We start from the raw sequence: 18,359 nt of genomic DNA, 5'->3' as shown, positions 1-18,359 counted from the left end.
CCGCCGGGGTCGACGCATTGAGTTACTCGGCCGCTTCGGCCGGCGGCGGCGCCGCCAACTTGGAATTGTGCAGGTCGACGTTGAGGCCGAGCGAGCGCATTTCCTTGACGAGCACGTTGAACGATTCCGGGATACCGGCCTCGAACGTGTCGTCGCCGCGCACGATCGCCTCGTACACCTTGGTGCGGCCGGCGACGTCGTCCGACTTCACCGTCAGCATCTCCTGCAGCGTGTAGGCCGCGCCGTAGGCTTCGAGCGCCCACACCTCCATTTCGCCGAAGCGCTGGCCGCCGAACTGCGCCTTGCCGCCCAGCGGCTGCTGGGTGACGAGCGAGTACGGACCGATCGACCGGGCGTGGATCTTGTCGTCCACGAGGTGATGCAGCTTCAGCATGTAGATGTAGCCGACGGTCACACGCCGATCGAACTGATCGCCGGTGCGGCCGTCGTACACGGTCGACTGACCCGAAGCGTCGAAGCCCGCGAGCTTCAACATCTCTTCGATGTCGGCCTCCTTGGCGCCGTCGAACACCGGGGTCGCGATCGGCACGCCGTGGCTGAGATTGCGGCCGAGTTCGAGCAGTTCGCCGTCGTCGAGCGACTTGATGGTCTCGTGCTCGCCGTAGATCTTGCGCAGGGTCTCGCGCAGCGGCGCGAGGTCCTGGCTCTGGTAGTAGCTGTCGATCGTCTCGCCGATGCGCTTGCCGAGACCGGCGCACGCCCAGCCGAGATGCGTCTCCAGAATCTGACCGACGTTCATGCGGCTCGGCACGCCGAGCGGGTTCAGCACGATGTCGGCGTGGGTACCATCCTCCAGGAACGGCATGTCCTCGATCGGCACGATCTTCGACACCACGCCCTTGTTGCCGTGGCGGCCGGCCATCTTGTCGCCCGGCTGGATCTTGCGCTTCACCGCGACGAAGACCTTGACCATCTTCATCACGCCGGGCGGCAGTTCGTCACCGCGCTGCAGCTTCTCGACCTTATCGAGGAAGCGCTGTTCGAGGCCCTTCTTCGACTCGTCATACTGCTTCCGCATGGCCTCGATTTCGGCCATCAGCTTGTCGTTCGGCGCCGCGAACAGCCACCACTGCGACTTCGGATACTCTTCGAGCTCCGCGCGGGTGATCTTGGTGTCCTTCTTGAAGCCCTTCGGACCGGCGATACCCTGGCGGCCGTCGAGCAGGTCGGCGAGACGGCCGTAGACGTTACGGTCGAGAATCGCCTGCTCGTCGTCGCGGTCCTTGGCGAGGCGTTCGATCTCTTCCCGCTCGATCGCCAGCGCACGCTCGTCCTTGTCGACGCCGTGACGGTTGAAGACGCGGACTTCGACGATGGTGCCCTGCACGCCCGGCGGCACCCGCAGCGAGGTGTCGCGAACGTCCGAGGCCTTTTCACCGAAGATGGCGCGCAGCAGCTTTTCTTCCGGCGTCATCGGGCTTTCGCCCTTCGGCGTGATCTTGCCGACCAGGATGTCGCCGGCGCGGACTTCGGCGCCGATGTAGACGATGCCGGCTTCGTCGAGGTTCTTCAGCGCTTCTTCCGAAACGTTCGGAATGTCGCGGGTGATTTCCTCGGGGCCGAGCTTGGTGTCGCGCGCCATCACCTCGAATTCCTCGATGTGGATCGAGGTGAAGACGTCTTCCTTCACGATCCGCTCGGAGAGCAGAATCGAGTCTTCGAAGTTGTAGCCATTCCACGGCATGAACGCGACCAGCACGTTGCGGCCGAGCGCCAGCTCACCGAGATCGGTCGACGGACCGTCGGCGATGATGTCGCCCTTCTTGACGTGGTCACCGACCTTCACCAGCGGACGCTGGTTGATGCAGGTCGACTGGTTGGAGCGCTGATACTTCATCAGCCGGTAGATATCGACGCCCGACTTGGTCGGATCGAGATCTTCGGTGGCGCGGATCACGACGCGGGTGGCGTCGATCTGGTCGATCACGCCGGTGCGGCGCGCGGCGATCGCAGCGCCCGAGTCACGGGCGACCACGCCTTCCATGCCGGTGCCGACGAACGGCGCCTCGGCGCGAACCAGCGGCACCGCCTGGCGCTGCATGTTCGAGCCCATCAGCGCGCGGTTGGCGTCGTCGTTCTCGAGGAACGGGATCAGCGCCGCGGCGACCGAAACGAGCTGCTTCGGCGACACGTCCATGTAGTCGACCTGGTCGGCCGGCATCGGCACGACGTCGCGGGTCCCGCCGGCGCGGCAGACCACCAGATCGTCGGTGAACTTACCCTTGGCGTCGAGCGCCACGTTGGCCTGCGCGACCGCGTAGCGGCCCTCTTCCATCGCCGACAGATACACCACCTCGTCGGTGACGCTGCCTTCCTTGACCTTGCGGTACGGGGTCTCGACGAAACCGTATTTGTTGACGCGGGCGAAGGTCGCCAGCGAGTTGATCAGACCGATGTTCGGACCTTCCGGCGTCTCGATCGGGCAGATCCGGCCGTAATGGGTCGGATGCACGTCGCGGACTTCGAAGCCGGCGCGCTCGCGGGTCAGACCGCCCGGGCCGAGCGCCGACAGGCGGCGCTTGTGGGTGATCTCCGACAGCGGGTTGGTCTGGTCCATGAACTGCGAGAGCTGCGACGAGCCGAAGAATTCGCGCACCGCGGCAGCCGCCGGCTTGGCGTTGATCAGGTCCTGCGGCATCACGGTGTCGATGTCGACGCTCGACATACGCTCCTTGATGGCACGCTCCATGCGGAGCAGACCGATGCGGTACTGGTTCTCCATCAGTTCGCCGACCGAACGCACCCGGCGGTTACCGAGATGGTCGATGTCGTCGATCTCGCCCTTGCCGTCCCGCAGGCCGACCAGGGTCTTGATCACCGCCAGGATGTCTTCCTTGCGCAGCGTGCGATGGGTGTCCGGCGCATCGAGGTCGAGACGCATGTTCATCTTGACGCGACCCACGGCCGACAGGTCGTAGCGCTCGGCGTCGAAGAACAGCGACTGGAACATATTCTGGGCGGATTCCAGGGTCGGCGGCTCGCCCGGACGCATCACCCGGTAGATGTCGAACAGCGCGTCCTCACGCGTCATGTTCTTGTCGGCGTTCAGCGTGTTGCGGATGTAGGGACCGACATTGACGTGGTCGATGTCGAGCAGCGGAAGCTCCTTGTAACCCTCCTCGTTGAGCATCTTCAGCGTCTTGTCGGTGATCTCCTCACCGGCTTCCGCATAGATCTCACCCGTCTTCGGGTTGACCAGATCCTCGGCCAGATAGTTGCCGACGAGTTCCTCGTCGGACATCCGCAACGCCTTGAGGCCCTTCTCCTGGAGCTGGCGGGCGGCGCGCACGGTCAGCTTCTTGCCGGCTTCGAGCACGACCTTGCCGGTGTCGGCATCGATCAGGTCGTTGACGGTCGAGTAGCCGCGGAAGCGGTTGACGTCGAACGGAACGCGCCAGCCTTCCTTGGTCCGCTTGTAGAGGATCTTGTTGTAGAAGGTCGACAGGATCTCTTCGCCGTCGAGGCCGAGGGCGAACATCAGCGACGTCACCGGCAACTTGCGGCGACGGTCGATACGCGCGTAGACGATGTCCTTGGCGTCGAACTCGATGTCGAGCCAGGAGCCGCGATACGGAATGATGCGGGCGGCGAACAGCAGCTTGCCCGACGAATGGGTCTTGCCCTTGTCGTGATCGAAGAACACGCCCGGCGACCGGTGCATCTGCGAGACGATGACGCGCTCGGTGCCGTTGACGATGAAGGTACCGTTCATCGTCATCAGCGGGATGTCGCCCATGTAGACATCCTGCTCCTTGATGTCCTTCACGGAGCGGGCGCCGGTTTCCTCGTCGATATCGAACACAATGAGACGCAGCGTCACCTTCAGCGGCGCAGCATAGGTCATGCCGCGCTGGCGGCACTCGTCGACGTCGTACTTCGGCGGTTCGAATTCGTAGCGAACGAATTCGAGCATCGAGGCGTTGGAGAAGTCCGAGATCGGGAAGACCGACCGGAACACCGCCTGCAGGCCCTCGTCCGGCCGCCCGCCGGGCGGCTCGGCAACCATCAGGAACTGGTCGTAGGACGCCTTCTGAACCTCGATGAGGTTCGGCATCTCCGCGACTTCCCGGATGTGACCGAAGAACTTGCGAACGCGTTTGCGACCGGTGAACGTCTGCTGCGCCATCGTGGCCTCTCGTTTCGTCGCCCGGTTGGGCGAACCGTCCGGAGCGCGAGCCGCCTCGCCCCCGGGTTGAATACCGAACATCCGAAATTCAGGAGCCAGATTTCAGGAACTAAATCCTAAGTCGGCTCAGCACTAATTCCGAACGCAAAATAACGCGCGGGGCGCTGCCGCACCCGCCCGTCGAAAACCTCGTCGTCACAGACCGAAAAAGCCCGAAATTGCCGATTCTCCTAAAGGCTGCGCGGACACGTTACCACGCCCATCGCGCCTGCGCTTTCGTGCTGCCGCACCAATATGGGACGGCAATGTGGAGATTCGAGGGGTTGCACCCACGCTTTTCCACACATTCCTGTGACGGCTCGTCCGGGCACACCGCAGCCCGCCTCGCCGTTGCCGCCCGGACCGATGGTCCGAACCGCGACCGTGCCGGACCCGGGAGACCCGGGCCCGGCGAAACCGATCGACTTACTTGAGTTCGACCTTCGCGCCAGCCTTTTCGAGCTGGGCCTTGATCTTGTCGGCTTCTTCCTTGTTGACGCCTTCCTTGAGCGGCTTCGGAGCGCCTTCGACCAGATCCTTGGCTTCCTTGAGGCCCAGGCCGGTGATGGCGCGGACTTCCTTGATCACCTCGATCTTCTTGTCGCCGGCCGCGGCCAGGACAACGGTGAAGTCGGTCTTCTCTTCCGCCGGAGCAGCGGCGCCACCGGCGCCCGGAGCAGCGGCAACCGCGACGGCCGCAGCGGCCGAGACGCCCCACTTCTCTTCGAGCATCTTGGCGAGCTCAGCGGCTTCGAGCACGGTGAGGCTCGACAGGTCGTCAACAATCTTCTGCAGATCAGCCATTGAATCAGTTCCTTACGGGTATCAGTTCGAACCAGGGTTGATTGGGAGTGAAGCGTCAGGCCGCTTCGCTTTTGGAGGCATAGGCCTGAACCACGCGAGCCAGCTTGGCAGCCGGAGCAGTGGTGACCTGCGCGATCTTGGTCGCCGGGGCCTGGACAAGGCCGACCAGCTTGGCGCGCAGTTCATCGAGCGACGGCAGCGAGGCCAGAGCCTTCACACCATCGACGTTCAGGACGGTTGTGCCCATCGAACCGCCGAGAATGACGAACTTCTCGTTCGCCTTGGCGAATTCGACGGCAACTTTCGGCGCCGCGACCGGATCGCTGGACGTAGCGATCACAGTCGGCCCCTTCAGCAGGGAGCCGATGGCTGCGACGTCGGTGCCTTCAAGAGCAATTTTGGCGAGACGGTTCTTCGAAACCTTCACCGAGGCGCCCGCCTGCTTCATCTGCTGACGCAGCTTCTGCATCTGGGCAACGGTGAGGCCGGAATAGTGAGCGACGATCGCGACGCTGGTGGTCTGGAACAGACCATTCAGCGATTCGACCGCCTCTTTTTTTGCCGCTCTTTCCACAGCAAGCTCTCTCCGGTTGGCGGTCCCTGCGAGCAGGACCACCGGGTTGCACCCACCGTCCCGCTCCAACCCGACCCCGAGGCACAAGCCTCCAAGGACACGTAGGGCAAGACGATCGTGAATTGCCTGCCCTCCCGAACCAGCTCCGGCTGATCGCCTTCGCCCGAACGGGGTGTCGAGGTTCGAACCCTATCCGCATCCCGCCGCCCGCAGCGTCGGGATACAAAATCCGGTCTTCACCCGTCTATGCAGGCCGTATGATTAAGCCTCTGAGGAAACGATTGCTTCCGCTTCGGCGCCTGCAGTCTCGGACAGGACCGAGATCGTTTGGCAGACAGTCCGGCAAGCCGACCCATCGACCTTTTCCGATCCCTGCTCGCACTCCGATCCGAGCGACAGTATTCTGCATCCTTCAGCGATCCGGGTGGATGAGTTGAAGGAACAGTCTCCTATCGATCAGGTCATTGGAATGCGCGCACGGGCGCGCCAGCCACAGCCGGCACGCCCGGAGCGGGGTGTTTAGCGAGTCTTAATGCGCTTGCCAAGAGCAAACTTCGCTAATCGGCACGATTTTGGCATAGCGCACCCAGCACGGGGCGCGCTCAGCTGCAGCGACTTCGCGAATCCTGCCGGATCGTGCCGGCCCGCGCAAGCCTCCCGGTCAAAGCTCGCACCACTCGTTCACCCCTTCGGGCATGCAGCGCCGGCCTCGGCCCACGCCTTGATCAGCGCACCGAACTGCTTCTGCGTTCCCGGCGCCGGGGTGCGCCCCTCGCCCGGATGCCAGCCCCAGCCGACCAGCTCATCCTCAGCCATATGATGCACCAGCGCGGCCATGTCCTTGTTGCCGTTGCGGGTTCGGTCTTTGATCTGGACGCAAATCTGGCCCAGCGTCTTGCCCTGCCACGCCATCTCGAGCGGCGCCAACGCCCATTTCGGATTGCCCGGCACGCCGGCCGCATCGAAGTTCGCCTGGTGGTGGCAGGTGGTGCAAGCGAGTCCGCCAGGCGGGCCGAGGCCATGCTCGCCGCGCACCACCAGCGGCTGATGCGGTCGCATCGCGTCGGTCTGGGTCGGCCGGTCGCCGGCCGGATGGCAGTTCATGCAGCGCGGCGAGGTAATGACCTTGCCGGCCTCCTCGAACAGCGCGATCGCCCGCTTCTGCTTGTCGCGGATCTTGGCGAAGTCCGAGACCGGCCGAAGCTGATTGGGATCGGCCGCGCGGCTGGCTGCATCAGCCTCGCCCGGCATCAGCGGTCCGACGACCGCGACCAGACTGGCGGCCATCACCCCGGCGAAACCGGCCAGGACGGCCTGACGGACCCGGCTCATGCGGCGGCTCCCGGCACGATGGGCAATTGCCGCGGCCGGCCGAGGCCGAGTTTGGCCATCGCATTGGCGACCGCCGGCCCGAGCGGCGGCACGCCGGGCTCGCCGACTCCGGTCGGCTTCTCGGTGGACTGAACGATGGTGACGTCGATTTCCGGCATTTCGTCGATCCGCAGCGACCGGTAGGTGTCGAAATTGCCGGCGACCGGGCGGCCGTTGTCGATCGGCTGCTCGGCATAGAGGATGTGACCGAGCGCGAAGCCGACACCGCCCTCCATCTGGGCGCGGATGATGTCCGGATTGACCGCCACCCCGCAGTCCACGGCGACCCACACCTTGTGCACTTTGGGACCGCTGTCGCCGACCGACATCTCGACGATCTGCGCTACGAAGGTGTTGAAGCTCTCGACCACCGCAACGCCACGGGCGCGGCCGGTTTCCAGTCTGGCGCCCTTCCAGTCGGCCTTCTCCGCCACCGCGCCCAGCACGCCGGCGTGGCGCGGCTTGTCCTGCATCATCGCCAGTCGGCCTTCGACCGGGTCCTGGCCGGCGGCTTCGAGCAACTGATCGACGAACGCCTCGACCGCGTAGCCGGTGTGGGTGTGGCCGACCGACCGCCACCACAGCACTGGAACGCCGATCTCGACCTGATGCGCCTCGCATTTGAAGTTGGCGATGTCATAGGGCAACTCGTTCGAGCCCTCGACCAGCGTGGGGTCGAGACCGTCTTTCATCATCGCCTCGAACGCCGATCCCTTCATGATCGACTGGCCGACGACGGTGTCGCTCCAGGCAGCGATCTTGCCGTCCTTCACCACGCCCCGCATCCGATGCAGGCCGAACGGCCGGTAGAACCCGCCCCGCATGTCGTCCTCGCGGGTCCACACCAGCTTGATCGGCCGGCCCGGCCCGAACGCCTTGGCGACCTCGGCGAGCTCGCGCGCGACCTGCGCCGATTGCTGGGCGCGACGGCCGAAGCTGCCGCCGGCCAGGATAGTTTGCAGCTTGATCTTGTCGACGCCGATGCCCAATACCTCGGCGATCACACCGTGATCGGGGGTTGGAAACTGGCAGCCGTACCGAGCCGAAGCGGTCTCGCCCTGCCAGTGAATGAAACCGTTCAGCGGCTCCATCGGCGCATGCGCCAGATACGGAAACACGAACTCCGCCTCGATGAGCCGGCCGCCGTCAGCTACCGCCGCGTCGAAATCCCCCTTCGCCTTGACGACGCGGCCGGGCTTGTTCGACAGCTCCCGGAACTCACCGAGGATGTCGGCCGTGCTGCGCGTCTCCGCTGCGGAGTCGTCCCAGATGATCTTCAGCTTGTCGCGGCCCTGCTTGGCTGGCCAGAAGCCGGTGGCATAGACCGCAACGCCGGTCGGCACCTGCTTGACGTCGACGACACCCGGCACCTTCCTGGCCGCACTCGCATCGAACGATGAGACCTTGCCGCCGAACCGCGGCGACCGCGCGACCAGCACGGTCAACATCTCCGGCTCGTTGATATCGAGCGTGAACACTGCAGAGCCGTTAGATTTCTCGACGCTGTCGAGACGCTTGACCGCCCCTTCCTTGCCGATCAGCTTGAACTCGGATGGATCCTTCAACTTCGGATCCACCGGCACCGGCATCTCCATCGCCTTGTCGGCAAACTCGCCGAACCGCCCCACTTTGCCGGAGCGATGGCGCAAGATCCCGTTCTCGACTGTGACCTCGCTGGCCGGCACATCCCAGCTTTCGGCGGCGGCGGCGACCAGCATTTCGCGTGCCGCAGCGCCGACTTTCCGCATCTGATCATAGGAATTGGCGATCGCGCTGGAGCCGCCGGTGCCCTGCAAGCCGAACAGCAAGTTCTTGTAAAGCGCCGGGTTCGACGGCGCGTGCTCGGCGCGCATCTGCGCCCAGTCCGCGTCGAGCTCTTCGGCGACCAGCGTCGCCATCCCGGTGAGCGGCCCCTGCCCCATCTCGATGTGCTTACACAGCACTGTCACGGTGGAGTCCGGCTTGATGATCAGGAAGGTGTTGGGCGCAATGTTGACCTGCTGCGGCGCCGGCTGGTTCTGGGCGAAGGCGGGTGCGCGGGCGGCAACGTAAGCGCCGATCACGAGGCCCGCACCGGCCTTGAGGACGCTGCGACGGGAAAGGCTGCGATCGTGCATGGTCATGCTCAGCCCTCCAGCGATTTCGCGGCTTGATGGATCGCGGCGCGAATGCGGACATAGGTGGCGCAGCGGCAGATGTTGCCGTTCATCGCCAGATCGATGTCCCGGTCGGTGGGGGCCTTGTTCTGCGCCAGCAGCGCAGTTGCGCTCATCACCTGGCCGGACTGGCAGTAGCCGCATTGCGGCACGTCGATCGCTGCCCAGGCGGCCTGCACCGCGCGGCCTTCGTTGCTGCTGAGCCCCTCGATCGTGGTGATCTTGCGATCCCCCACCGCCGACACCGGCAGCGAGCACGAGCGCATGCTCTGACCATCAATGTGCACCGTGCAGGCGCCGCATTGCGCGACGCCGCAGCCGTATTTGGTGCCGGTCAGTCCCGCGCCGTCGCGGATCGCCCACAGCAGCGGCGTATCAGGATCGACGTCGACCGCATGCGCCTGCCCGTTGATGGAAAGTGTAAACGCCGCCATCGGCGCGCCTCCCTGAAATCAGGGAGCGAACCTAACTGCGACGAATTAGCAACTACAACTCACATCAAGTTGCGACGAAATCCTCGCGTCGCGACGGAACGAAAGCGGGTCTGTTGCGTTAAAAGGGCCTGCCGTTAGGTACTATCCTTCGACCGGATAGGGCAGCGGCTTTCCCTCGAAATACGCTGCCAGATTGGCGATTACGCAATCCTGCATGGCGACGTGCGCCTCCAGGGTATGCCCGCCGATATGCGGCGTCAGCACCACGTTCGGAAACTCCGCCAGCGCATCGGGCGCGTAGGGCTCCTGCGCGTAGACGTCGAGGCCGGCGCCGGCGATGGCCCCCTCACGAAGGGCTTCGATCAAGGCCGGCTGATCGATCACCGAGCCGCGCGAGATGTTCACCAGCACCCCACTCGGCCCGAGCCGCTTCAGCATCTTCGCGTCGATGATGTTCTCGGTGTCGGGGCCGGCGCGGACCGCGACGAGCAGAACGTCGCACCAGTCGACCAATTCACCGAGGTCGCCGATATAGCGATACGGCACGTCGTGCCGGCTGCGGCTGTGATAAGCGACCTCGGTCTCGAAGCCGGCGACGCGCGCAGCGATCTTGCGACCGATCTCGCCGATGCCGTAGACGCCGACCTTGGCACCGGTGAGCCCACGCGGCGGCTTGAGCATCGGCGACGGCTTGGCGCCCGACCAGCCGCCGGCGCGCACATAAGCGTCCGCCGGCAGCACGCGGCGCATCAAGGCGAGCAGCAAGGCCAGCGCCAGATCGGCAACGGCGGATGCATTCGCCGCCGGGCTGTTGCCGACCACGATGCCGCGCTCGGCGGCGGCTTTCAGATCGACGCCGTCATAGCCGGTGCCGTAGCAGACCACCGCCCCGAGCGCCGGCAACATGTCGAAGGTCGCGCGGCCGAGCGGCTGGCCGCCCATCGTCAGCAGCGCGCGGACATTGGCCAGCTCGGCGGCGCCGAACACCTGATCGGCCGGCTTGCCCGCGGTCTCGAGCAGTTCGAAGCGCTCGGCGAACCGCCCCAGCATCGACCTGCCGAACCGCGACGTCACCAGAACCTTGTCGGCCATTCCTGCCCTCATGTTTGTTGTTGTTGGTTTGCGAGCAAACAAAAAGGGCGAACGGGTTGCCCCGTCCGCCCTCTTTCAAATCGTCGATCGTCCGGGCACGGACTTAGTGGACGGTGCCCGGCTCGACCTTCACGCCCGGGCCCATCGTCGAGGACACCGCGACGCGCTGAATGTAGGTGCCCTTGGCGCCGCTCGGCTTGGCCTTGTTGACCGCGTCCGCGAGCGCCTTGATGTTCTCCACCAGCTTGTCGGCTTCGAACGAGGCCTTGCCGACGCCGGCCTGGATGATACCGGCCTTCTCGACGCGGAACTCGACCGAACCGCCCTTGGCGCCCTTGACCGCGCCGGCAACGTCCATGGTCACCGTGCCGATCTTCGGGTTCGGCATCATGCCGCGCGGGCCGAGTACCTTACCGAGGCGGCCGACCAGGGGCATCATGTCCGGGGTGGCGATGCAGCGGTCGAAGTTGATGTTGCCCGCCTGCACCTGCTCCACCAGATCCTCCGCGCCGACCACGTCGGCACCCGCAGCCTTGGCTTCGTCCGCCTTGGCGCCGCGCGCGAACACGCCGACGCGCACGGTGCGGCCGGTGCCGTTCGGCAGCATGACCACGCCGCGGACCATCTGGTCGGCGTGGCGGGGATCGACGCCGAGGTTGATCGCGACCTCGATGGTCTCGTCGAACTTCGAGATCGCGCGCTCCTTGATCAGCTTCACCGCCTCGTCGAGCGGATACAGCTTGGTGCGATCGATGCCTTCGCGGATCTTCTTCAGACGCTTACCGATTGCCATGATCCGTTACCCCTCGACCTGCAGGCCCATCGAGCGGGCAGAACCCTCGACCATGCGCATGGCCGACTCGACGGTGTCGCAATTGAGATCCTTCATCTTCTTCTCGGCGATCTCGCGCACCTGGGCGGAGGTCACCTTGCCGGCGACGTCGCGGCCCGGCGCTTTCGAGCCGGACTGGATCTTGGCCGCCTGCTTGAGGAAGTAGGACATCGGCGGGGTCTTCATCTCGAAGGTGAACGACCGATCGGCGTAGATCGTGATCACCACCGGAATCGGCGTGTTCTTCTCTTCCTTCTGGGTCTGCGCGTTGAACGCCTTGCAGAACTCCATGATGTTGAGGCCGCGCTGACCAAGCGCGGGACCGATCGGAGGCGACGGGTTCGCCGCTCCGGCCGGCACCTGCAACTTCAGGTATCCGGTTACTTTCTTTGCCATCTAACTCTCCTGTTGCCGGCGAGCCGGCGGTTTCAGGTTTCGTGGTGGGGCGGTTTCCGATGACTGGCGATCACCGGCACGCCTCCCACGTCGATTTTGAGCAAGGCGCAAGCCCCGCTCACTCCCGTCATGCCCGGACTTGACCCAGCAATGACAGCAACGATCAGACCTTCTCGACCTGACCGAATTCCAGTTCGACCGGGGTCGCTCGGCCGAAGATCGACACGGCGACCTTCACGCGCGAGCGCGCCTCGTCGATTTCCTCGACCACGCCGGAGAACGACGCGAACGGGCCGTCGGCGACGCGGACGTTTTCGCCGATCTCGAACGACACCGACGCCTTCGGGCGCTCCACGCCTTCCTGCACCTGGTGCAGAATGCGCATCGCCTCGGACTCCGAAATCGGCATCGGCTTGTTCTCGGCGCCGAGGAAGCCGGTGACCTTCGGGGTGTTCTTGATCAGGTGAAAGGCCTCGTCGGTGAGGTTCATCTTCACCAGCACGTAGCCGGGGAAGAACTTGCGCTCGGCGTCGACCTTGCGGCCGCGGCGCACCTCGGTGACCTTCTCGGTCGGCACCAGCACCTGCTCGAACAGATCCTCCAGGCCACGCTGCTTGGCCTGCTCGCGAATCGATTCGGCGACCTTCTTTTCGAAGTTCGAATAGGCGTGGACGATGTACCAGCGCATGCTCATAGGGCGGGGCCTGCCGTTAGACGCCGAGCAACAGGCGGATCAGCATGCTGATCACCTGGTCGGCGGCAAAAAAGAAGATCGAAGCCAGCGCCACCATCACGAACACCATGATCGTGGTGATCGAGGTTTCGCGGCGGGTCGGCCAGGTCACCTTGGCGGTCTCGCTCCGCACTTCCTGCAGGAATTTGAACGGGCTGAAGGCCATGGCGTGATCCGGTTCAGTCTCGATATCGGGTTGATGAAAGCCAGACAGCCCTGTTGCGCCCAACCTTTGCCAAGGAACCCCTCAGCTTCAGGATGAGCCGCCAACCGGGCCCTGTTTTTCGGGAAATCAAAGCCGCGCCGGAAATCCGTCAAAACGGGCCGGCAGCGAGTGAGGCTGTCTACTGCGCCACGTCCATAAGGTCAAGATGCGCCCCCAACGGGGGGCGTTCCGCCCTCCCTCTGGGCGGCTGGATGCCGTCCGGGATGCCGTTCGGTCGGGCCGCCTTGGCCGCCCGCGCGCTCCAATTGGCACCCCAGCGGGCAGCCGGGCTTCACGCAGGCGATCCGGCCACGGGCCGCCCCTTCGGTTTCGCGTTCCGCGCCTTGGACGCATGGATCCAGTGGATCGGCCCCCACCGAGATTATCCACTGTCTCCGGCCGGCCATCGCGACGGATGGTCGCACAAACAGGACCAGGGGTCGGCCGCGGATCGGAGGCCAACGACAGCTCGGTCCAAGGTGGCTCGTTTCGCTACTTCGAAATACGCCAGATGATAACGACAGATCGCTCGACTTCGACGACATTATCGCAAGCGAGCAGCGCGCGACGTTCGCTCACAACCGTGCATCCGCAAGGCGCGCAGGTCCGGACGCGACCTCTCATTTGATCTGTTCTAATTGTGCTCGTCTTGCGACCGCGATCGTTTTCGTAGACCGCATCTCCTCTGGCGCATTCTCATTGGCGTCTTCTGGGAGGGGCGAAGGAAGTGATACTCGACAATGTGGCTCGCGTTGCGTGCCTTGGTGCTGTGAGCCATCTCACTTTGTCATTCGTGACTGTATCACTCGCGATCGACTTCGTCGCACCGGCGCATGCACAGTCGACGCTGCCTGCGATCAGCGTCGAAGCCCCGACACGGCAAAGCAAGCCGAGCGCCAAACCCGCCCGCCGAGCGTCGGCCCCGCGCGCCGCGCCCCGCCGTGCCGCGGTAGCGCCGCTGCAGCCGGTCGCTCCGGTTCCCTACGTCGTACCCAGCCGCGGCACAGTCGGTGCGCTGACGCCGTCTTATGCCGGCGGCCAGGTCGCGAACGGCGGTCAGGTCGGTCTGCTCGGCAATCGCGGCGTGCTCGATACGCCGTTCAACCAGACCACCTACACGCGCGAGCTCGTCGAGAACACGCAGGCGCGCACGCTGGCGGACGTACTCGTCAACGATCCCGCCGTCGCCTCGGCGCTGCCGCGCAATATCGGCCGCGAACAGCCGGTGATCCGCGGCTTCCTGCTCGGCAACACCGCCGTCGGCATCAACGGCTATTTCGGCCTGATCGGCAACAACAACTTCAACGTTCTCGATGCAGTCGAGCGCGTCGAGGTGATCAAGGGCCTGAGCGGCCTGCTCAACGGCCAGTCGCCCGACGATTCGATCGGCGGAGCCATCAATCTCGTGTTGAAGCGCGCACGCAACAAGCCGATCGCCGAACTAACCACGTCGTTCGCCTCGCGCGGACAAGGCGGCGTGCATCTCGACGTCGGCCAGCGCTACGGCGAACACAAAGAATTCGGCGTCCGCTACAACGGCAGCTATCGCGACGGCAAGACTGAGGTCGACAATCAGAGCCTGCGGGATCAGAGCCACGCGCTGGCGCTGGATTATCGCGGCGAGCGCGTGCGGGTCTCCGCCGACGTGCTCTACAACGAATTCAGCGGCAACGGCCTCAGCGGTCGCAGCACGTTGAGCACGAGCCTGACGGCCGTACCGACACCGCCCTCCCCGACCAATTTCTGGATTCCGGCCTGGACCGGCATCAAGGGATCGAACACAGCAGCGCTTTTCCAGGCGGAAGTGGACGTCACCGACTGGCTGACCATCTATGGCGGCGGTGGTTTCTTCGACAATGCCATCACTCCGAAGATCGCCAATCCAACCATCGTCAACGCCCTCGGCGACACCACGTCCACGCCCTTCATCAACCGACAAAACCGACACAACCATACCGAACAGGCAGGTTTTCGGGCCACGGTGGAAACCGGTCCGGTGCTGCACGAGGTCAATTTCAACACCACGCTGTGGAGCGGCCAGATCGACGGCTCGCGCAGCACTGGCACGCTGGTCAGGTCCAACATCTACAACCCGATCCCCGCGCCCTTCCAGTCGATCCCGGAACTGGACGTCGTCAAGGCCAATGTCAGCTCGTTAAACAGCTACGGCATCGCCGACACGATGTCGGTGCTGAACAAGCGCATCCAGTTCACGATGGGTATCCGCCGGCAGGAAGCTGGGTCGGACGCGTTCGACGCGATCACCGGCGCCACGACCTCGAGCTACAAAGCGGGCACATGGTCCCCGGCCTACATGCTCGTGATCAAGCCGCTGGAGAACGTCTCCGTCTACGCCAACTACATCGAAGGCCTGATGATGGGCACGATCGTGGACGCCGGTTTCCAGAACCAGGGACAGGTGTTCCCGCCCTACAAGTCTGTGCAGCACGAAATGGGCGTGAAGGTCGATTGGGGGCGGTTCACCACCACGGTCGCCGCCTATGACATCTCGCGGCCGGCGCAGATAACCGTTCCGAATTCACCCTTGCCGATCTACTCGATCGATGGCGAGAACCGCAATCGCGGCGTCGAGATCAACACCTTCGGCGAACTCACGACCGGTTGGCGCGTGCTCGGCGGCGCGTCGTTCATGGATGCCCGTCAGCTCAAAACGCAGAATGGCACCAATGACGGCAAGCGCGCGATCGGCATTCCCGAGGTGCAGGTCAGCCTCGGCACCGAATGGGACACGCCTTTCGCCAACGGCCTGACGTTGACCGGCCGAGCAGTCCATTCCGGCGAGGCCTATGCCGACGCTGCCAACCGTTTCCTGGTGCCGTCCTGGACGCGGTTCGATCTCGGTGCGCGCTACACCTTCGCCTCGCCCTGGAACGGCAAGCCGATCACGTTGCGGTTCGCGGTCGAGAACGTCGGCAACAGCAGCTACTGGATGACCAGTGCAGCGGACCGACAGATCTATCTCAGTGCACCGCGCACCTATCTTGCATCGACCACGTTCCGGTTCTGATCCGGAAGAAGCCGACGACGATGACGAATGATGCGCGCAGAGCCGGACGGAGCCAACGCCCGGCCTGCGCGCGGGCCGCGACGTGGTCCGCATGATCTCGTTTTCGGTCTTCATCCACAAATGGACCGGCCTGTTCGCGGCGGCGTTTCTGATCGTCGCCGGCGTGACCGGGAGCCTGCTGGCGTTCGAGAAGGAGCTCGAGGCTCTCGTTAATCCTGAGCAGTATGTGGTGCAGCCGCGCCTGGACGCGCAGGGACGGCCCGCCGCGATGCTCGATCCGTTCGAGCTGCATGCCCGGGCCGTCGCTGCGCTGCCGGGTTATCAGGTCACCGGACTTCCGTTTCTGCGGACGCCGGATCGTTCGGTCCCGTTCAATCTGACGCGCAGAGATCCGAAACAGCCCGATGCGGATCAAGCCTTCCTCGATCCGTATGACGGGCGTCTGCTCGGCGTGCGCAAGTACGGCGCCACGCCGTTCGATAGCACCACGCTGATCGGCTTCATCTACAAGCTGCACTATGCGCTGGCGCTGCCGGCCCCCTATGGCCAATGGTTGTTCGGCCTCGTCGCGCTGGTGTGGACGGTGAACTGCCTGGTCGGCATCGTATCGACCTTCCCGCGGATCTCACCATTCTGGAAGCGCTGGTTGCCGGCGTGGCTGATCAAGCACAAGTCCAGCGCGTATCGGCTGCATTACGACGTCCACCGCGCCTCCGGCCTGTGGCTGTGGGCGGTGCTGTTCCTGTTCGCGTGGTCGAGCGTGATGCTCAATCTGCGGCAGGAGGTCTATACGCCGGTGATGTCGACCTTCCTCAAGTTCAGCAAAACGCCGGAGCCGCGCAAGCCGGACACCAGCAAGCCGCTGCTTGGCTGGCCGCAAGCCTCCGACATCGCCTCCCGCGCGATGGACGAACTGGCGGCTCAGCACGGCTTCACCGTCAATTTCCGCAGCCACCTATTCTACAATCGCCGCTTCGACGCGTTCATCTATTTCGCCAACACGTCGAGAGACGTGCAGAGCGACCGTGGCCAAACCGGGGTGTTCATCGACGCCCGCAGCGGCGCCTTACTCGGCTCCCGGATGCCGACTGGCGCCTATTCCGGCGACACCGTCAGCCGGTGGCTGCAATCGCTGCATATGGCCAAGGTGTTCGGCCTGCCCTATCGCGTTTTCGTCGCGTTCGTCGGGCTGGCGCTGGCGATCAGCGCCTATACCGGTCTCTACGTCTGGTGGAAGAAGCGCAAGGCGCGGCTGGCCCGCGACGAAAAGCTCCGCGCCAAGGCAAAGGCGTTGGCTGCTTAGCCCGGCCCTTGCAAAGGCACCCAGCCCACGCCGGCTGCGACGGCCAGACTGTCGCTTCGCCACCGCATCGCCCGCAATCGGCGGCCGCCAGCGCGACCAAAATCGACGCCGCAAGCCCCGGCGTTGACCGACTATTTTAGATAAATCAGATGCTTAGCGGATCGCTGGCAGGAGTGGCAGGGCTCGAACCTGCGACCCCCGGTTTTGGAGACCGGTGCTCTACCAATTGAGCTACACTCCTACGTCGGCGTCGCTGCCGAACGAGCCGTTTGAAGCACAGGCGGTGCCCTGCTGGCAAGTGGGATACGCGGTTAGGCTTTGGTCTATTCGACAGGTTCCACAGGCACGGCATCCGGACCGGTTCCGGACTTGCGATGTGATCGGGGCGCCAGCGCGCAATCCCGGTTGGCACCCGTCCCCGGGGCATTCTCGAACACGCAGCGGGTCGGCGGCGCGCCGCAGACCCGGTCGAGCTCGCGGAAGCCGACGCAATGCCCGTCCGGCGCGCGATAGCCGGTGCCGCCTTTGCAGCCGCAGCCCTTGCATGGCGGCCGGTCCGGGCAGGCCGCCTCACCTGCCGCCGGCGCGAGCAGAGCAAAAAGAAAGGCCGCGAGCACGATCAAACGTGCTCGCGGCTGTCGTTCGGCGTGAGCGATGATGGTTACTCGATGATCGCGGCGACGACGCCGGCGCCCACCGTGCGGCCGCCTTCGCGGATGGCGAAGCGCAGCTTCTCTTCCATTGCGATCGGCACGATCAGGTGCACTTCCATCGCGATGTTGTCGCCCGGCATCACCATCTCGGTGCCTTCCGGCAGATGCACCACACCGGTCACGTCGGTGGTGCGGAAGTAGAACTGCGGACGGTAGTTGGTGAAGAACGGGGTGTGGCGGCCGCCCTCTTCCTTGGTCAGGATGTAGGCCTCGGCCTTGAACTTGGTGTGCGGCTTCACCGAACCCGGCTTGCACAGCACCTGGCCGCGCTCGACGTCTTCACGCTTGGTGCCGCGCAGCAGCGCGCCGATGTTGTCGCCCGCCTGGCCCTGATCGAGCAGCTTGCGGAACATTTCGACGCCGGTGCAGGTGGTCTTCTGCGTCGGGCGGATGCCGACGATTTCGATTTCCTCACCGACCTTGATCACGCCGCGCTCGACACGACCGGTCACCACGGTGCCGCGGCCCGAGATCGAGAACACGTCTTCGACCGGCATCAGGAACGGCTGATCGATCGGACGCTCCGGCTGCG

The 18,359-nt window shown here is 64.6% G+C and carries 15 protein-coding genes and 1 tRNA gene; 2 read left to right on the top strand and 14 right to left on the bottom strand.

Going from position 1 to position 18,359, the window contains the following annotated elements:
• Positions 1-22 precede the first annotated feature (22 nt).
• From rpoB to secE, 11 genes are all read right to left on the bottom strand, one after another.
• Positions 23-4,147: a DNA-directed RNA polymerase subunit beta gene (rpoB, locus tag M9H71_RS23185; protein WP_455407221.1), complete on the bottom strand. Its 4,125-nt coding sequence runs from the start codon at positions 4,145-4,147 to the stop codon at positions 23-25.
• 465 nt (positions 4,148-4,612) lie between these two features.
• Positions 4,613-4,990: a 50S ribosomal protein L7/L12 gene (gene rplL / locus M9H71_RS23180; protein WP_110785897.1), complete on the bottom strand. Its 378-nt coding sequence runs from the start codon at positions 4,988-4,990 to the stop codon at positions 4,613-4,615.
• A gap of 55 nt (positions 4,991-5,045) precedes the next feature.
• The gene (gene rplJ, locus M9H71_RS23175) at positions 5,046-5,564 is read right to left on the bottom strand and encodes a 50S ribosomal protein L10 (RefSeq protein WP_107345092.1); all 519 of its coding nucleotides are present in this window, start codon (positions 5,562-5,564) and stop codon (positions 5,046-5,048) included.
• Positions 5,565-6,245: 681 nt separating this feature from the next.
• On the bottom strand, positions 6,246-6,896 hold the full coding sequence (locus M9H71_RS23170) for an Isoquinoline 1-oxidoreductase subunit (RefSeq protein WP_455407220.1): 651 nt from the start codon (positions 6,894-6,896) through the stop codon (positions 6,246-6,248).
• Positions 6,893-9,058: a molybdopterin cofactor-binding domain-containing protein gene (locus tag M9H71_RS23165; protein WP_455407219.1), complete on the bottom strand. Its 2,166-nt coding sequence runs from the start codon at positions 9,056-9,058 to the stop codon at positions 6,893-6,895. The genes M9H71_RS23170 and M9H71_RS23165 overlap by 4 nt, the downstream gene beginning before the upstream one ends.
• A 2-nt stretch (positions 9,059-9,060) precedes the next feature.
• Entirely contained in the window at positions 9,061-9,525 is a 465-nt protein-coding gene (locus M9H71_RS23160) for a (2Fe-2S)-binding protein (protein WP_455407218.1), read from the bottom strand.
• 141 nt (positions 9,526-9,666) lie between these two features.
• Positions 9,667-10,617, bottom strand: coding sequence for an NAD(P)-dependent oxidoreductase (locus M9H71_RS23155; protein ID WP_455407217.1), 951 nt, complete (start codon positions 10,615-10,617; stop codon positions 9,667-9,669).
• A gap of 103 nt (positions 10,618-10,720) precedes the next feature.
• Positions 10,721-11,410, bottom strand: coding sequence for a 50S ribosomal protein L1 (gene rplA, locus M9H71_RS23150; RefSeq protein ID WP_110785902.1), 690 nt, complete (start codon positions 11,408-11,410; stop codon positions 10,721-10,723).
• A gap of 6 nt (positions 11,411-11,416) precedes the next feature.
• Entirely contained in the window at positions 11,417-11,845 is a 429-nt protein-coding gene (rplK, locus tag M9H71_RS23145) for a 50S ribosomal protein L11 (protein ID WP_013501901.1), read from the bottom strand.
• Positions 11,846-12,008: 163 nt separating this feature from the next.
• The gene (gene nusG, locus M9H71_RS23140; protein WP_013501900.1) at positions 12,009-12,539 is read right to left on the bottom strand and encodes a transcription termination/antitermination protein NusG; all 531 of its coding nucleotides are present in this window, start codon (positions 12,537-12,539) and stop codon (positions 12,009-12,011) included.
• 16 nt (positions 12,540-12,555) lie between these two features.
• On the bottom strand, positions 12,556-12,744 hold the full coding sequence (gene secE, locus M9H71_RS23135) for a preprotein translocase subunit SecE (RefSeq protein WP_164604270.1): 189 nt from the start codon (positions 12,742-12,744) through the stop codon (positions 12,556-12,558).
• 832 nt (positions 12,745-13,576) lie between these two features.
• Here secE and M9H71_RS23130 point away from each other — a divergent pair.
• Positions 13,577-15,811 carry a TonB-dependent receptor gene (locus M9H71_RS23130; protein ID WP_455407216.1) on the top strand — a complete coding sequence of 745 codons (2,235 nt, stop codon included), beginning with the start codon at positions 13,577-13,579 and terminating at the stop codon, positions 15,809-15,811.
• 91 nt (positions 15,812-15,902) lie between these two features.
• Positions 15,903-17,114 carry a PepSY-associated TM helix domain-containing protein gene (locus M9H71_RS23125; protein ID WP_455407215.1) on the top strand — a complete coding sequence of 404 codons (1,212 nt, stop codon included), beginning with the start codon at positions 15,903-15,905 and terminating at the stop codon, positions 17,112-17,114.
• Positions 17,115-17,279: 165 nt separating this feature from the next.
• Here M9H71_RS23125 and M9H71_RS23120 read toward each other — a convergent pair.
• From M9H71_RS23120 to M9H71_RS23110, 3 genes are all read right to left on the bottom strand, one after another.
• Positions 17,280-17,355, bottom strand: a tRNA-Trp gene (locus M9H71_RS23120).
• Between the two features lie 82 nt (positions 17,356-17,437).
• Complete coding sequence (locus tag M9H71_RS23115; protein ID WP_349644261.1) at positions 17,438-17,731, bottom strand: hypothetical protein; 294 nt, start codon at positions 17,729-17,731, stop codon at positions 17,438-17,440.
• 44 nt (positions 17,732-17,775) lie between these two features.
• Positions 17,776-18,359, bottom strand: a 584-nt coding sequence (locus M9H71_RS23110; RefSeq protein ID WP_455406988.1) for an EF-Tu C-terminal domain-related protein, incomplete at its 5' end; no start/stop codon positions are given.

It is taken from the genome of Rhodopseudomonas parapalustris (genome assembly GCF_053772255.1).
This window is presented reverse-complemented; position numbering and strand designations above follow the sequence as displayed.

Coding starts and splice junctions, on each gene's coding strand:
- M9H71_RS23160 (WP_455407218.1), bottom strand. CDS start 9,525: ATGGCGGCGTTTACACTTTCCATCAACGGGCAGGCGCATGCGGTCGAC.
- M9H71_RS23165 (WP_455407219.1), bottom strand. CDS start 9,058: ATGACCATGCACGATCGCAGCCTTTCCCGTCGCAGCGTCCTCAAGGCC.
- nusG (WP_013501900.1), bottom strand. CDS start 12,539: ATGAGCATGCGCTGGTACATCGTCCACGCCTATTCGAACTTCGAAAAG.
- M9H71_RS23125 (WP_455407215.1), top strand. CDS start 15,903: ATGATCTCGTTTTCGGTCTTCATCCACAAATGGACCGGCCTGTTCGCG.
- rpoB (WP_455407221.1), bottom strand. CDS start 4,147: ATGGCGCAGCAGACGTTCACCGGTCGCAAACGCGTTCGCAAGTTCTTC.
- M9H71_RS23170 (WP_455407220.1), bottom strand. CDS start 6,896: ATGAGCCGGGTCCGTCAGGCCGTCCTGGCCGGTTTCGCCGGGGTGATG.
- secE (WP_164604270.1), bottom strand. CDS start 12,744: ATGGCCTTCAGCCCGTTCAAATTCCTGCAGGAAGTGCGGAGCGAGACC.
- rplA (WP_110785902.1), bottom strand. CDS start 11,410: ATGGCAATCGGTAAGCGTCTGAAGAAGATCCGCGAAGGCATCGATCGC.
- M9H71_RS23155 (WP_455407217.1), bottom strand. CDS start 10,617: ATGGCCGACAAGGTTCTGGTGACGTCGCGGTTCGGCAGGTCGATGCTG.
- rplL (WP_110785897.1), bottom strand. CDS start 4,990: ATGGCTGATCTGCAGAAGATTGTTGACGACCTGTCGAGCCTCACCGTG.
- rplK (WP_013501901.1), bottom strand. CDS start 11,845: ATGGCAAAGAAAGTAACCGGATACCTGAAGTTGCAGGTGCCGGCCGGA.